The organism is Pseudomonas sp. BNK-30 (assembly GCF_047456185.1).
Classification (GTDB): Bacteria; Pseudomonadota; Gammaproteobacteria; order Pseudomonadales; family Pseudomonadaceae; genus Aquipseudomonas; species Aquipseudomonas putida_E.
Genome location: NZ_CP179904.1, coordinates 1991619 through 2006015 on the forward strand (window position 1 = coordinate 1991619; position 14397 = coordinate 2006015).

At 59.3% G+C, this 14397-nt stretch carries 17 protein-coding genes; 11 read left to right on the forward strand and 6 right to left on the reverse strand.

Annotation, left to right across the window (positions count from 1 at the left end; all coding sequences use genetic code 11):
* The first annotated feature begins 5 nt into the window (after positions 1–5).
* Together ACMGGN_RS09340 and ACMGGN_RS09345 are read left to right on the forward strand one after the other, a co-directional pair.
* Positions 6–512: a hypothetical protein gene (locus tag ACMGGN_RS09340; protein WP_115275556.1), complete on the forward strand. Its 507-nt coding sequence runs from the start codon at positions 6–8 to the stop codon at positions 510–512.
* 8 nt (positions 513–520) lie between these two features.
* Positions 521–964: a DUF421 domain-containing protein gene (locus ACMGGN_RS09345; RefSeq protein WP_174141332.1), complete on the forward strand. Its 444-nt coding sequence runs from the start codon at positions 521–523 to the stop codon at positions 962–964.
* Positions 965–1043: 79 nt separating this feature from the next.
* On the opposite strand, the gene ACMGGN_RS09350 is transcribed toward ACMGGN_RS09345, so the two are convergent.
* Together ACMGGN_RS09350 and ACMGGN_RS09355 are read right to left on the reverse strand one after the other, a co-directional pair.
* Positions 1044–1262, reverse strand: a complete 219-nt coding sequence (locus ACMGGN_RS09350; RefSeq protein WP_046786312.1) for a hypothetical protein — start codon at positions 1260–1262, stop codon at positions 1044–1046.
* Positions 1263–1305: 43 nt separating this feature from the next.
* Positions 1306–3861: an EAL domain-containing protein gene (locus tag ACMGGN_RS09355; RefSeq protein ID WP_174141333.1), complete on the reverse strand. Its 2556-nt coding sequence runs from the start codon at positions 3859–3861 to the stop codon at positions 1306–1308.
* A 178-nt stretch (positions 3862–4039) separates the two neighbouring features.
* Between ACMGGN_RS09355 and ACMGGN_RS09360 the strand changes: the two genes are divergently transcribed.
* Complete coding sequence (locus ACMGGN_RS09360) at positions 4040–4183, forward strand: hypothetical protein (protein ID WP_158621126.1); 144 nt, start codon at positions 4040–4042, stop codon at positions 4181–4183.
* A gap of 154 nt (positions 4184–4337) precedes the next feature.
* Positions 4338–5012 (forward strand): OBAP family protein, encoded by a 675-nt coding sequence (locus tag ACMGGN_RS09365; protein ID WP_414156693.1) that lies wholly within the window; start codon positions 4338–4340, stop codon positions 5010–5012.
* A 6-nt stretch (positions 5013–5018) separates the two neighbouring features.
* Here the strand turns inward: ACMGGN_RS09365 and ACMGGN_RS09370 are convergent, their stop codons facing one another.
* Positions 5019–5405 (reverse strand): NUDIX domain-containing protein, encoded by a 387-nt coding sequence (locus ACMGGN_RS09370; RefSeq protein WP_119689022.1) that lies wholly within the window; start codon positions 5403–5405, stop codon positions 5019–5021.
* 165 nt (positions 5406–5570) lie between these two features.
* Entirely contained in the window at positions 5571–5876 is a 306-nt protein-coding gene (locus ACMGGN_RS09375) for a hypothetical protein (protein WP_080952115.1), read from the reverse strand.
* Between the two features lie 282 nt (positions 5877–6158).
* On the opposite strand from ACMGGN_RS09375, the gene ACMGGN_RS09380 reads away from it, so the two are divergent.
* From ACMGGN_RS09380 to ACMGGN_RS09395, 4 genes are all read left to right on the forward strand, one after another.
* Complete coding sequence (locus ACMGGN_RS09380; protein WP_119689021.1) at positions 6159–6851, forward strand: DUF421 domain-containing protein; 693 nt, start codon at positions 6159–6161, stop codon at positions 6849–6851.
* A 102-nt stretch (positions 6852–6953) separates the two neighbouring features.
* Positions 6954–8282 carry an SDR family oxidoreductase gene (locus ACMGGN_RS09385; RefSeq protein WP_414156694.1) on the forward strand — a complete coding sequence of 443 codons (1329 nt, stop codon included), beginning with the start codon at positions 6954–6956 and terminating at the stop codon, positions 8280–8282.
* An 81-nt stretch (positions 8283–8363) separates the two neighbouring features.
* Positions 8364–8903 carry a type 1 glutamine amidotransferase domain-containing protein gene (locus ACMGGN_RS09390; RefSeq protein WP_196996296.1) on the forward strand — a complete coding sequence of 180 codons (540 nt, stop codon included), beginning with the start codon at positions 8364–8366 and terminating at the stop codon, positions 8901–8903.
* A gap of 56 nt (positions 8904–8959) precedes the next feature.
* Entirely contained in the window at positions 8960–9232 is a 273-nt protein-coding gene (locus tag ACMGGN_RS09395; RefSeq protein WP_046786318.1) for a hypothetical protein, read from the forward strand.
* A 49-nt stretch (positions 9233–9281) separates the two neighbouring features.
* Here the strand turns inward: ACMGGN_RS09395 and ACMGGN_RS09400 are convergent, their stop codons facing one another.
* Together ACMGGN_RS09400 and ACMGGN_RS09405 are read right to left on the reverse strand one after the other, a co-directional pair.
* Positions 9282–10496: an MFS transporter gene (locus ACMGGN_RS09400; protein WP_237858393.1), complete on the reverse strand. Its 1215-nt coding sequence runs from the start codon at positions 10494–10496 to the stop codon at positions 9282–9284.
* Positions 10497–10574: 78 nt separating this feature from the next.
* Positions 10575–11603 (reverse strand): alpha/beta hydrolase, encoded by a 1029-nt coding sequence (locus ACMGGN_RS09405; protein WP_414156695.1) that lies wholly within the window; start codon positions 11601–11603, stop codon positions 10575–10577.
* A gap of 220 nt (positions 11604–11823) precedes the next feature.
* On the opposite strand from ACMGGN_RS09405, the gene ACMGGN_RS09410 reads away from it, so the two are divergent.
* From ACMGGN_RS09410 to ACMGGN_RS09420, 3 genes are all read left to right on the forward strand, one after another.
* Positions 11824–12771 carry an AraC family transcriptional regulator gene (locus ACMGGN_RS09410; RefSeq protein WP_196996293.1) on the forward strand — a complete coding sequence of 316 codons (948 nt, stop codon included), beginning with the start codon at positions 11824–11826 and terminating at the stop codon, positions 12769–12771.
* A 228-nt stretch (positions 12772–12999) separates the two neighbouring features.
* Positions 13000–13695: a 3-oxoacid CoA-transferase subunit A gene (locus tag ACMGGN_RS09415; RefSeq protein WP_039601534.1), complete on the forward strand. Its 696-nt coding sequence runs from the start codon at positions 13000–13002 to the stop codon at positions 13693–13695.
* An 8-nt stretch (positions 13696–13703) separates the two neighbouring features.
* Positions 13704–14345 (forward strand): 3-oxoacid CoA-transferase subunit B, encoded by a 642-nt coding sequence (locus tag ACMGGN_RS09420; protein ID WP_012314450.1) that lies wholly within the window; start codon positions 13704–13706, stop codon positions 14343–14345.
* Positions 14346–14397: the final 52 nt, after the last annotated feature.

The following is a 14397-nucleotide window of genomic DNA, read 5'->3' on the forward strand; positions in this document are numbered from 1 at the left end:
CCACCATGAACGACGATGAGCGCGTTTCCAGGCGTCATCCTGTCGAGGAAGACATGCCTATGCAGCAACGCGTGTGGCGCTTCGAACGGGTCGGCTGGTATGCGCTGGTGTTGATCGTGCTGATGGCGCTTGCGGGGCTGTTCGGCAATGGCCCGCTCAGTGATGCCCAACTCGTGAGTACAGATGGGCGAGTGGCAGTGGCGTATCAGCGGCTCAGCCGCAGCGGTACATCTGAAAACGTGCGCATCACTGTTCACGGGATTGCCGGGCAGCCGGTGATGATACTGCTCGGGGGCGACTTGCTGCGCGAAGCGAGTATCGAAATGCTGCAACCACAACCGCAGAAGTCGCTCTCGCACGGCGAGTCGCTGCTGCTGCAGTTGGGCACCAGCAAGGATGGAGTGGCCACGCTCTACCTCACCTTGCGCAGCGAACACGTCGGCCCCCTTGAAGGGATCGTCAGCGCCGGCCCGCAAAGCGCGGTGCATTTCTCTACCTTCCTTTATCCGTAGGAGCGACCATGGACTCCATTCTTCGCGCGGCAGGCATGTACCTCGCTCTGATGTTGCTGTTTCGCGTGGCTGGCCGGCGTTCACTGGCGGACTTGACCACTTTTGACTTCGTGTTGCTGCTGATAATTGGCGAAGCGACTCAGCAGGCTTTACTGGGCGATGACTTCTCCTTCACCAACGCCATGCTGGTCATCGCCACCTTGATCGCGCTAGAAGTCGGCTTGTCGCTGGCCAAGCTCAATTCCAAACGGCTGGCGCGACTGCTAGACGGGCACGCTACGCTGGTGGTCGAACAAGGACGCTTTCTTCATCACCGCATGCGTAAAGCGCGGCTGACAGAAGACGACATACTTGAGTCTGCTCGCGACAGCCAGGGCATAGAAACTGTAGCCAAGATCAAATTTGCCATCGTCGAACGCAACGGCAAGATTTCGATAATCCCTCAGGACTGATCGGGCCGCAGCAGATACTCCAGCAGGCGTGCTGGTGCACGCGCTGATGCCTGGGCCTGCTGCGGGAAGCTGGTTCGGTTCAAGGCTGTTGGTAATGGCCCGGCGACGTGCCGGGCTCATGGTCATGCTCCAGGCGCTGTACCTGCACATCAGAGAACGAAGACGCTTCGTTGCGATGAAGCCCCTGCAGGTACTCACGGGCGGCCTCCCTGCTCAGGTCTTCTTCGTCGCTGCGACACTCGCAAGTGCCAGGCTGGTTGTCGAGGATATAGCTGATCAAATAAAGGTACTTGGCCATCGCTTCAATTCTCCGAGGTTACGGGTGAAGAAGGAGTGGGTATCTAAGCATTTGATTGACTTGCAACCATGAGCCGCACCAGCACTTCGTGGTCGACCGGTCTGCTGAGCAAGAAACCTTGCACTTCATGGCACCGGTCATCACTGAGCAGCGCCAGTTGCTCAGCGGTCTCAACGCCCTCGGCGGTGACCGTCATGCCCATCGCATTGCCCAGGTTGATGATCGCCTGAACCACACTGCGGTCACTTGCGCTCTTGCCCAAAGATTGAACGAAACGTTTGTCTATCTTGATGCTGTCGAACGGATAAGTTCGCAGGTAGCCCAAGGAAGAATAACCGGTACCAAAGTCATCCATGTTCAAGCGAACCCCCAGTTCCTTTAACGCGTTCATGGTCTGCAGGGCACCTTCGACGTCATTGAGCATCACATTTTCGGTGATCTCCAATTCCAGGCGATGGGCAGGTAACCCTGTATGTCGCAACGCCTCGGCAACATCACGCACTACGTCACTGCGGCTGAACTGGGCCGGCGACATGTTGACCGAGACCATGATCTCCATTGGCCACGTCTTGGCCTTGGCACATGCTTCGTGGAGGACCCAGTTACCCAACTGCACGATCAGATCGGATTCCTCGGCCAAGGCAATGAATCGATCCGGGCGCAGCAAGCCCTTGCGCGGATGCTGCCAACGCACCAGCGCTTCCGCCGAGGCAACCGTCGTACCGTCGACCTTGTAGCGCGGCTGGAAATGCAGCACGAGCTCGTCACGGCCGATGCCTTCGCGCAGCTCCCGTTCGAGCATGCGTTTCTCCAGCAGCGCTTCGTTCATCTGCGCAGAAAAGTAGCGCCAGGTATGCTTGCCAGCAGACTTTGCGCCGTATAGCGCGATGTCTGCATATCGGATCAAGTCACTTGCAGTGCCAGGATAGTCAGCTGAAAGAGCTACGCCGAGGCTGACACCGACCTGAACGCAATGGCCCTCCGCCAGAATAGGTCGTTGCAGTGACTCCACCACTCGGGCACAGAAGCCATCCACTTCTGTTCGCTGTCCGGGACGTGAGAGCACGATGATGAATTCGTCCCCTCCAAGACGGGCCACCAGGTCACTTTCTCGCGTTATTTCATCAAGGCGCCTCGCCACCTCAATGAGCACCGCGTCGCCGGTCGGGTGGCCAAGGCTGTCATTGATGGGCTTGAAGTTATCAAGGTCCAGCAAAATCAGCGCTACGGCCTGTGGCGAAGCGCCCTGTGCAGCCTGTTCCAGAAATCGGAAAAGTTTGTTGCGGTTGGGCAGCCCTGTAAGGGCGTCGTGCAGCGACAGGTGCTGGATCTGGGCATGAGCGGCGACTTCGTCGGTGATATCGCTGCAGGTTCCACGAAACCCTTTACAGTGGCCATGATCGATACTTGCCCGTGCCGCAATGCGACAAATACGCTGCTGCCCGAGGTGGTCATGGTATTGGCAGCGCAAGCTGCCCGTAGCGTGGCTGGCGGCCAAGCCGTGCAGCCAATGTTCCAGGTGCGCGGTATCGCAATCGAGCAGTTCGGTAATCGGTCGATGCAGCCAAGCGCCTGCCGGGTGCCCGGTTAGCTCGGCAAATCGAGCCGACAGGTAGATCAGATGCAAATCGGCATCGGTCTCCCATATCCAGTCGGATGAAGCTTCGGCCACAGCCCTGAACCGCTCCTCGCTGGTTTCCAGCGCCGCTTTGGAGGCGGCAAGCTGCTGGTGGCTGCGGTCGATACCCGTGCTGGCGCGCATGGCATAACGGGCGAACAGCGTCACCAATACGCCAATGAGCACGACTGCTAACGCTAGCGCTGGCACCACCGTAGAAATCAGCTCACTGCCCGGCCGTACGATGTTCCACGTCAGAATATGAGCGCTGCCTTCCAGTGGCAGGGCTCCCCTCGCCTCGTCACCGGTGTTCAGATCGGTGACGGCGAGGCCAGACAGCCCAGCAGCACGGCCCAAAGGTTCGAGCACGCTGGCATCGAGCACCCTGACAAACACCATAACTGCGCTGGGAGCGGGTAGATGATGCGGCATAGAAGGCGGCTGAATGACCGCAGCGGCGAAAATCGCTGGTTGCTCACCGAACCGGAAGTAACCTGAGGCGGCTTGTTGCTTGGCAGCAACCTGCCGCGCCTGGCTGATGATCCTGTCTGCCTGAAGGCTGTAGCGAGCGAAGCCTTCACCGCTCAATTGGCCATTGACCATGGCATAAGGGGTGCCATTGCCATCTAATACGAACACGGCCGTATAACCATCCGCGGTATACAGCGTGGGGCCCACGTTGTCCTCATCAAAAGCCCACTGCACATCGGCTTCGCGACCCAGGTGATCAAATGCCGATTGCCAGATCGCATGGGTAAGTACATAGCTGCGCTCATTTTTTTGTAGCTGGTTCATTGCAGATTCAGCATGAAAACGGCTTTGCGCCCTTTCGCGATGATCCAGTGACCCCGCGATTCGATAGAGGGACACCAACCCTACGATCAGCACCAGCATCAGCAGCCCGGAAAACACCAGTATCAACTGTCGAACCACATCGCTGCGCGTCGACAGATCATTGCTATTGCTATTGATTGCGTCCATTCAGTCACCGAATGCCTGGGATTTTTACGATTGACTGAACCGACACCGGAAATGATCGCTAAAAGTGACAACCGGTGGCCTGCGCGTCGGGGGCCCTGGATCTGCCGGCAATCAAATGGAACAGGCCTGGGGTATCGCTGCCTAACCAGAGGCAACCCCACCGCGCAGGAGCCACGACATGGCAGCTTCCAACCAACCCGACCCGTATGTCGATGAAGTCCCTCAGAACCCGGGGGAGCCAGCTCCCAAGCCTGGCCCGGACGATGAGGCGCCTGATTGGCCTGATGATCAGGTACCACCTGAAGAGCAGTCTGATGGCTGATCACCTGCCCCCTGGGAAATGTTCCATGCGCGCACTCAGAGTCTTTTACGCTGTGTTACCTGTTGCTTGCGGCCTTGGTCTATGGGGCTGCAGCGCTGCCACTACCAAATCCCCCGTAGAGGCACCTGGTAGGCCTACAACGACGGGCACTCAATTGCTCGAAGCAGGCGCTGCGGTGCTTCAGGCCAAGCCCCCGATTGATGCGCTCAACGCCTACCTCAACGGGTTTCATTTTTATAACGGTCAGCCGGACGCCCAAATGGAGGCTCATCACTACTGCGCGATTCTCAACGAAGACGTCATTCAATGCGTGATTTACGACGGCAATACCCAGGCTGCCAAGATCATGGGCGTCGAGTACATCATTGACGCCAGCCTGTTCGCCAAACTGCCTGCCGCTGAAAAGCCCATGTGGCACAGCCATGGCTATGAGGTATCCTCCGGCCAGTTGAGCGCACCGGCGATACCCGCGAGCGCCGAGCATGCCTTGATGAAGCGCTTGGCCCATACCTATGGCAAGACGTGGCATACCTGGCACACCGATCAGGGCAAGCGGCTGCCCCTTGGTGTGCCGCAGTTGATGATGGGGTTCACTGCAGATGGGCAGGCCGACCCCGCCATGGTTCGCCAACGCAGTCAACGATTGCAGCTGGATATGCGCAAAAGCAAGGCCCTACGCGCCGACATCCCCATCCCTCCAGCCGACCCCGCAGCGGATGGCTGGCAGCATGGCAATATCATCCAGATCACCGACCCGACCGGCCAGCACGATCATGCCCCGGCTGCCCTCCCGACAACCAACGATTCGAACAGTCGTTCAAGCCCATGAATCGGGTCAGGCGATCAAGGCCGGAAGCTGGCGTGCAAGCAGTTCGGCAGCTGAAGGCTTGAGGCGGGACGGTGCCAACTTGTCGCGCGGCACCCACTTGCACGCCACGATTTCGTTTCCCGGCACAGGGTGGTCTTGTTCATCGATCTGCAATGTGAAGATGTGATGGACAATACGACCCGCACGGACAGTGCACAGTGCTACCAGACGCCGGCGGCGAATACCTGTTTCCTCCTGGAGTTCGCGTATGGCCGCATTGTGAGGAGGCTCGTGCGGTTTGACGCCGCCCCCCGGGAAATTCCATTTGCGCGATTTGCGGCGCACCAGCAATAGCCTGCCGCTGCGAAAGCAAAGCACTGTAGCTCTTGCTCGAAGCTCGCCTTGTTTAGGCATGGTCACCTCCTTTACCCATTCTTGAGTAACGGTGGACTACCTGAATATTCGGTACGTTCAAAACTCTGTCCGTATCATGGCCGGCACTACAGTCAGACCTGCAAAAGGAAATCGCGCGCCAGCAATTGAATCGACAATCCCGCGCGTGGATTGGCAGCGCGTAGTTCATCTTCCACTCGCCGAAGCTGACTCAGGTTTGAGGAGCGATGGTTCGCAAGCAAATTTGCGGGCACGTCCCACACCCCAGGCCAATGCCCGGGTCATCGACTCTCCAGGCCGAGAGTCGAAAGCTTCTTCGTGCAGCGCGGCCCCAGAGGGTGCGTAGACGCCTATGAACATCTGCGTGTTTCCGGTGCGGGATAACCGGACTTGCACGTCGATGTGAGTTCCATCGTCAAGAATTTCGTCATGGCTGCGATTGTGAAGACTGGGGTCTGCCCAGTCCCAGTACACATGTCCTCGAGTTCTCATAAAGCCTCCCTCGGTGTTCGGCCTGCCCTTCTTACTAGATACTTAAAATAGCGAACCTGTTCAGGCAGACAATCGAAAGTCCGTGAATTGAGAACTGAATCTGACTATCGGCAGAAAAACTATACAATCTCAATACTTTGTATAGTTTTCCGAAAGTTCTACAGTTCTTCGCTGGAACCCCGGTGGGGATCTTGATCCTCATTGAAGTGTCTCAGGTAGGGATGGGTGATGATGCCCTTACCGTAAACCTTTGACCCACCAGCCTGCAGGAAAGGAACTCGAATGGTACCGTTCGACCTTCAACGGATGCTCCTCGGCGAGCTGCCTCTCGCCTTTCTTCTCGAAGTCGCCTTCAGGGTCTTGGCGGCTTTTACGGCCGTATTCTTCTTTCTCAAATTCAGTGGCCGACGCGGGATCAAACAGCTCTCCCGCTTCGAGCTGGTCGTCATTCTGACCCTTGGCTCCGCTGCCGGCGATGTGACCTTCTACGAGGATGTTCCCCTGCTCCCGGTGGGACTGGTGTTCCTGACGCTCCTGCTGCTGTATCGGGGTATCGTCTTCCTCATGAAACGAAGCAAGGCTTGCGAAGCCTTGATTGATGGATTGCCAATAACAGTAGTGAAGGACGGCATGTACGAAATCCACTCGCTGCGCAATATGAACATTTCGTCGAACGAGCTCTTCATGGAGCTACGCCAGCGAGGTGTCGAGCACTTGGGCCAGGTACGTTTAGGTCTGCTGGAAACCGACGGAGAACTCAGCGTGTATTTCTATGGGCCGGAGGACACCAGGGCCGGCCTGTCAGTACTTCCATTCGAGCATCGGCCGGAATACACAACACCGCCCCAGGCTGGCCTCTATTGTTGTGTGGGCTGTGGCTTTCCTGCCTACCATCAGTCGCACGATTCGATCGCGTGTGAACGCTGCGGCCATGCTGTCTGGTCTCCAGCACTGCATACGATGCGCAACCGTTAGCTGATACCGCCTGCCCTCTCCTCTGAACTTTGCTGCATCTCCAGCATTCAGCTGCTTAGGCACACAGCATATTGCAGGCATTCATGCGAAGGGGTTTGTACCATGATCGATCAAGCGACAGGCATGAAACCAGGCGAACGTTACTGCGTGGAGAACGTCGAACGCGCTCATCAGTTCCCTGGTTTTTTTCAGGACGGCAAGTATTACCTTGGCCCCGAGCTGCTCACGGCAGTCGGCTGGCTCGAAGGGACGAAGTTCATCTATGACAGTCTGGATGCGCAAGGTGAACCGGTCTTCCCGGAGCGGGTGGCGGGCACCATTGAGGGCATGAAGCTGGTGCTGGTCGACGGCACTGCACTGCAGCTCTCGAAGATAGCAGCCAGTGATACCCTCCTACCTACGGCTGGCAACATCGAGCAAGCCTCACAACCTGACGAACCTGAAGCTCCAGCACCGGTAAAGGGCCCGTTGCGCGGCAAGGTCGTGGTCATCACTGGCGCATCGAGTGGTATAGGCAGGGCTGCCGCGCATGCCTTCGCTTGCAAAGGCGCGCGGCTGGTGCTCGCCGCACGCGATGAGCAGGCGTTGTTCGACGTGCTGGACGAATGCACCGACTGTGGAACAGACGCCGTGGCAATCATTACCGACGTCACCCGTAGCGACCAGGTGCAAGCGCTGGCCACCCAGGCGGCCGAATTTGGCCATGGCCGGATCGATATCTGGGTCAATAACGCAGGCGTTGGCGCGGTGGGCAACTTCGAGCAAACGCCCCTGGAGGCACATGAACAGGTCATTCAGACCGACCTGATCGGTTACCTGCGCGGGGCCCACGTGGCCCTTCCCTATTTCAAGGCCCAACGCAGCGGCATCCTCATCAACACACTGTCACTGGGCAGCTGGGTTGCCCAGCCCTACGCGGCGGCCTATTCGGCAAGCAAATTCGGCCTGCGCGGCCTGACCGAAGCGCTGCGCGGAGAATTGACGGAGTTCCCCGACATCCACGTCTGCGACATTTATCCAGCGGTCATGGACACCCCAGGCTTCAGGGATGGCGGCAATTACACCGGCCATGCGCTCACGCCACCCGGGCCGATCTACGATCCGGAGCGGGTAGCCAAGGCCATGGTAGCTACCGCCATCTCCCCACGCGCCAACACCACGGTGGGCGCTGCCGCTCGCCTTGCTCATCTGGCGAGCTACGTCGTTCCGCGCCTGGCGCTGGTTTCAGGGTGGCTGACACGCAGGGCCTTGAACCGCAGCCCCAATGTAGAGGTTTCTTCCGGCAACCTGTTCGAGCCACCGAGTGGCCGGCGCAGCGTGGATGGTGGTTGGAAATCCAGCAACGACAACATGCCGTTGTGGGTCGTGGCGGCAGCCCTCGGGGTCATCGCCGGGCTGGCCGTCACCCGCTCGCAACGCAGGCGCCGTTAAGCGCACCACCGAGCAACGAGCAGGAACTTTGCTCGCCATTGCGGGCCCCTATTTAAGGTCTATCGGTAAAGGAGATGAATGATGAGTGCACAACTGAACGGTAAGCGCGTGGCCTTTCTGGTCACCGACGGCTTCGAGCAGGTGGAACTGACCGGCCCTCGTGAGGCGTTGGAAAACAGCGGCGCGGTGGTCGACATCCTGGGGGAAAAGGAAGGTACGGTCCGTGGCTGGAACCATGACAAGCCCGCCGACGAATTCGCCGTGGACGCGACTTTCGAGGGTGCCCATCTCGATCTTTACGATGCCCTGGTGCTGCCCGGCGGCGTTCAGAACTCCGACACGATTCGCTTGATTCCCGGCGCGCAAAAGCTGGTTAAAAGCCACGACGCAGCAGGCAGACCGCTGGCTGTCATCTGCCACGGTGCCTGGCTGCTGGTATCGAGCGGGTTGGCCAAAGGCAAGCGGATGACCAGCTACAAGACCTTGCAGGATGATATTCGCAACGCCGGCGGCACGTGGGTGGATGAACAGGTAGTGGTGGATGGCAACCTGATCAGCAGCCGCCAGCCGGACGATATTCCCGCCTTCAATGAACAGTTGATCAAAGCGTTGGCAGGCTGAGTTTCGCGTACCTGCGCAGAGTGTGAACAGCAGCGAAACGATTGGGATTGTGCCTGATGGAAGACTGGATCGATTTGTTGGAATGGCCTGCCATGGCTGTCACGGTATTGGCAGCCTGGTGTATAGGCTCGCGCCGTCCCGGCCGGCGTAAAGTGGGGTTCTGCTGCTTCATCGCCAGCAACCTGCTGTGGTCGGTCTGGGGCTTGCACGCTCAAGCGTGGGCTTTGATCGTGCTGCAGGTCGTGCTGTGCCTCATGAACCTTAGGGGCTGGCGGAAGAACAAAATTGCGTCAAAGAGGACGCAGGGAGCCCACTCTCGGCCTGCTTGATCAGCTGACAGGGTTTACCCAATGCACATGCCGTCTGCCGGGGGGCGTCTCACTGGCTTGTGCCATTGGGTATACGGCTTGTACCAGGCAACGCTCGATTAGTAACAGCACTTAGCGCGGTTGCCGCCAGCAAAAATACACCGCTGGCCAGGAATGTGGCTTGATGGCCGAATCCGTCGTACAGCACCCCGCCCGCAGTTGCGCCCGCCGTGATGGCCAACTGAATCACGGCGACCATCAAGCCACCTCCAGCCTCTGCCTGGTGCGGCAATGCCTTGGCCAACCAGGTGAACCAGCCCACGGGAGCGCAGGTCGAGACCAGCCCCCAGATACCGAGCAAAACAGCGACTGGAACGACCCAGCTACCGACCGTGATCACGGCGAAAGCGATGGCAGTCATGATCAACGGTACTCCCAGAAGAACGCGGTTCAGGTGTCGACCAACGAGCGTGCCAACTACCATCGTACCGACCAGCCCTGCGGCGCCGATTATCAGCAGCAGAAGCGAGAGCGTCGGCACGTCCACATGCGTGACCGTTTCCAGGAAGGGCCGCAGATAGGTGAACAGTGTGAACTGCCCCATGAACAGGAATGCAACTGCCGCCATGCCGAGGGCGACCCTGGAGTCTGCCAGCAAACGCAGGGATCCGGTTGCTGACGCCGCGTTGCGCTCGCTTGGCATCGCTGGCAGCGTGAAGGCTTGCCACATCAACGCCAAGGCGGCCAACGGCAGAACGCAAAAGAACGCCCCTCTCCAGCCAATCATGCCGCCCAGGTAGCTTCCGACCGGCGCCGCGACTGCCGTAGCCAACGCGGTACCGCCCTGCATCAGGGCAATAGCCTTGGGAACGAGCGGTTCGGGGGCGATGCGCATCATCACCGCGGTGGACATCGACCAGTAGCCACCGATGGCGACTCCTAGCACGGCGCGCCCCACCATCAATGTCAGGTAGTTCGGGGCGAATGCCACCATCCCCCCGGAAATCAGCATCAGCGCGGTTGTGGCCAGCAGGACAGGCTTGCGGTCGATCCCCTGGGTCATGGGGGCCAGCATCAGGCTAGTGATGACGGCAAAGAAACCCGAGATGGATATGGCCTGCCCAGCCTGGCCTTCAGTCAGTGACAAATCGGACGCTATCGGAGTGAGCAAGCTCACTGGCAGGAACTCCGAAGCCACCAGGGCGAAGGCACAGAGCGACATCGCCAGGACAGCGCTCCAGACCTGACGGCTTGTATGTTGAAGGTGTATTGCAGGGCTGCTCATAACGGATCTCGGTTTAACAATTTCAAAGACGCAGGTGCCCAGGCCCAGGGCAGAGGCTGGGCCTGGCGATGGCGTCAGTTACTTGAGGTGTTCGCCAAAGAACGACGTCAGCTTGCCGAAGGGAATCAATGCGACGCGGTCATAGAGATCGACGTGGCCAGCGCCCGGTACGATCACCAGTTCCTTGGGTTCGCCGGCAAGGCGATACGCCTCTTCACTGAACTCACGGGAGTGTGCGTCTTCTCCCGCGATGAACAGCATTGGGCGTGGCGAGATCGTCTCGATGTCATTGAACGGGTAGAAGTTCATGAAACGGACATTACTGGTCAGCGTGGGATGCGTCGTCAGAAGCGGCGACAACCCTTTGGGGGTGAACTCCCCCCGGGGCGTGCGGTAGAAGTCGTAAAACTCGCGTTCGATGGCATTGGCGTGCTCGGTCAGCTTGTCGACCGTGCCACTGGTGTACAGGGTGTCACCGCCGGCAAACTCGACATCACGCTGAGCTGCTGCTTCAGCTAAGGCCTTCTTGCGTTGCTCGACCGTGACCGCGTGCTTGAGGCCGTTGCGATTGGCGGCGCCCATGTCGTACATGCTGACCGTGGCAATGGCTTTCATTCGCGGATCAATCTTCGCCGCACTGATGGCAAAGCTGCCACTGCCGCAGATGCCCAGCACGCCGATCCGGTTGCGATCAACGAAACCCTGAGCGCCGAGATAGTCGACCGCCGCACTGAAGTCTTCGGCATAGATGTCCGGCGATACCAGGTTACGCGGACGCCCGTCACTTTCCCCCCAGAACGATAGATCGATGGCCAGGGTGACGAAGCCCTGCTCTGCCAGCTTCTGGGCATAGAGATTCGCGCTTTGTTCCTTAACCGCCCCCATCGGATGGCCGACGATGATGGCAGGGTAACGGATATTGGGTTTCAGGTTTTCAGGAACGAACAGGTTCCCGACCGTATTCATCTGAAACTGGTTTTTGAAGGAAACCCGTTCGAGTGATACCTGGTCACTCTTATAGAAATTGTCGGCTCCATGGGACATATCGGCGGCTCCTGCAGTGAGTGAACAGGCCATCAAGGCAAACGCTACGAACAAAGACTTCATGCACTCATTCCTGTCTGCTCGAAATGGAAATGGTGCGAGGGGCAGGCTCTGCTGAGCACCCTGGCCACCTCGCCTATAGCCATCTTCGTCGCACAAACCGCTTCATCAGTAGAGCAAACGGGTAGTTTTATTGCCTAAATCTCCAGTTCGTACCGGCTGGGCATGGACAGATGACGCAACGCGACCGTAATGTTTTCCACAAGATGATCGGAAGCTTCCTATGCCTGCCACCACACAACCGCGCCCCCCTGCGAACCCGCTGGCCACGCTGTGCGAGGTAATAGGCGCACACGCGCCCACAGCTGGCGACTTCACGACACACATCGCAGATCTCAGCGTCTACCGACGTAACGCACCGGCCCCACCGATTACCTGTATCGTCGAGCCGAGTGTCGTGCTGGTGGTACAGGGCGCCAAGGAAATGGTCATCGGTAGCGAGGTCTTCCCCTACGACACGAGCCGCTTTCTGGTCACCTCGCTGAACATCCCCGCTAACTCGGCGGTGACGATGGCCAGCGAGCAAGCCCCTTGCCTCGGCTTGGTGTTCAAGCTCGACCTGCGCACACTGGCGGAACTGATCGCACAAGATGGTCGTCTTGCGGTGAGTGGTCAGACCTTTCACACCAGCGCTGGGGTGGGTGAATTGAGCCCGAAGTTACTGGAGAGCTTCAGCCGCCTGATCGAGCTGCTCGAGGAGCCCGACGCGATACCTGTGCTCTGGCCGCTCATTCAGCGGGAAATCCACTACCGTTTGCTGCTGAGTGACCAGGCCCCCCTCCTGCGCCACATCGCCTCCGTGGGCAGCAAGGGCCACCGAATCGCCAAGGCCATCGACTGGATGAAGCTGAACTACGCCGCGCCGCTGCGGGTGGACGAGCTGGCGTCCCAGGTGCAGATGGGACTCTCGACCTTCCACCAGCATTTTCGTCAGCTGACCGCTATGAGCCCTCTGCAGTACCAGAAGTGGCTGAGGTTGAACGAAGCGAAACGGCTGATGCTAAACGAGCATCTGGATGCCGCCACCGCGGCCTTCAAGGTCGGCTATGAAAGCCCCTCGCAGTTCAGCCGCGAGTACGGGCGCCAGTTCGGCACACCGCCAAAGCGCGATATCGCAGAACTGCGCCTGAGCGCGGAAAGATCAGCTGCCTCCACACCCAGCGTGCCCTGAGCCCAGCGCTCAGGAAACCGTCCACTACGCGATGCAAACAACCGCTCGTAGATCGCACAATAGTTCGATAATCGCACACCATCCGCTTCCCCCTCTCTACTTGTGCCCGATCTTGCGGCACGCTTAGCACAGTCAGCAAACATTTCCCAAGCGCTGACTGGCCCCCATGTCAAAGGGCGCGCCAGGCAGGCCCACAACCCATACTCCAGGAACAACCAGGAGCTCGCTTTGATCAATAAAACCTATGAGTCCATCGCCAGCGCGGTGGAAGGCATCACCGACGGGTCGACCATCATGGTCGGTGGTTTTGGCACTGCCGGCATGCCGTCCGAGCTGATCGATGCTCTGATCGATACCGGTACCCGCGACCTGACCATCATCAGCAACAACGCTGGCAATGGCGAGATTGGCCTGGCCGCCCTGCTCAAGGCAGGCAGCGTGCGCAAGGTGGTCTGCTCCTTCCCGCGCCAGTCCGACTCCTACGTCTTCGACGAACTGTACCGGGCCGGCAAAATCGAGCTGGAAGTGGTGCCGCAAGGCAACCTGGCCGAACGCATCCGCGCAGCGGGCTCGGGTATCGGTGCATTCTTCTCGCCGACCGGCTACGGCACTCTGCTCTCCGAAGGCAAGGAAACCCGTGAGATCGATGGCCGCCAGTACGTGCTGGAAATGCCGCTGCACGCCGACTTCGCCCTGATCAAGGCGTACAAGGGTGACCGCTGGGGCAACCTGATCTACCGCAAGGCCGCCCGTAACTTCGGCCCGATCATGGCCATGGCTGCCAAGACCGCCATCGCTCAGGTCGACCAGATCGTCGAACTCGGCGAACTGGACCCGGAACACATCATCACCCCGGGCATCTTCGTGCAGCGCGTGGTCGCCGTTACCGGCGCTGCTGCTTCTTCGATCGCCAACGCTGTCTGAGGCCTGCCATGACCATTACCACAAAACTTTCCCGCACCCAGATGGCCCAGCGCGTGGCCGCAGACATCCAGGAAGGCGCATACGTGAACCTGGGCATCGGCGCGCCTACGTTGGTGGCCAATTTCCTGGGTGACAAGGAAGTGTTTCTGCACAGCGAAAACGGCTTGCTGGGCATGGGCCCGAGCCCCGCGCCGGGCGAGGAAGACGATGACCTGATCAACGCCGGCAAGCAGCACGTGACGCTGCTCACCGGTGGTGCTTTCTTCCACCACGCCGACTCCTTCTCGATGATGCGTGGCGGCCACCTGGACATCGCCGTACTGGGCGCCTTCCAGGTGTCGGTCAAGGGCGACCTCGCCAACTGGCACACCGGCGCCGAAGGTTCGATCCCGGCCGTAGGCGGCGCGATGGACCTGGCCACCGGCGCGCGCCAGGTGTTCGTGATGATGGACCACCTGACCAAGTCCGGCGAAAGCAAGATCGTGCCTGAGTGCACCTACCCGCTGACCGGCATCGGCTGCGTCAGCCGCATCTATACCGACCTGGCCGTGCTGGAAGTGACGTCCGACGGCCTGAAAGTGGTAGAGATCTGCGCTGACATCGACTTCGACGAGTTGCAAAAGCTCAGTGGTGTGCCGCTGATCAAGTAAGCCACGCAAACTGTCTGCATCCGCCTGGCGGCGAAGGGGCCGAAAATGCCCA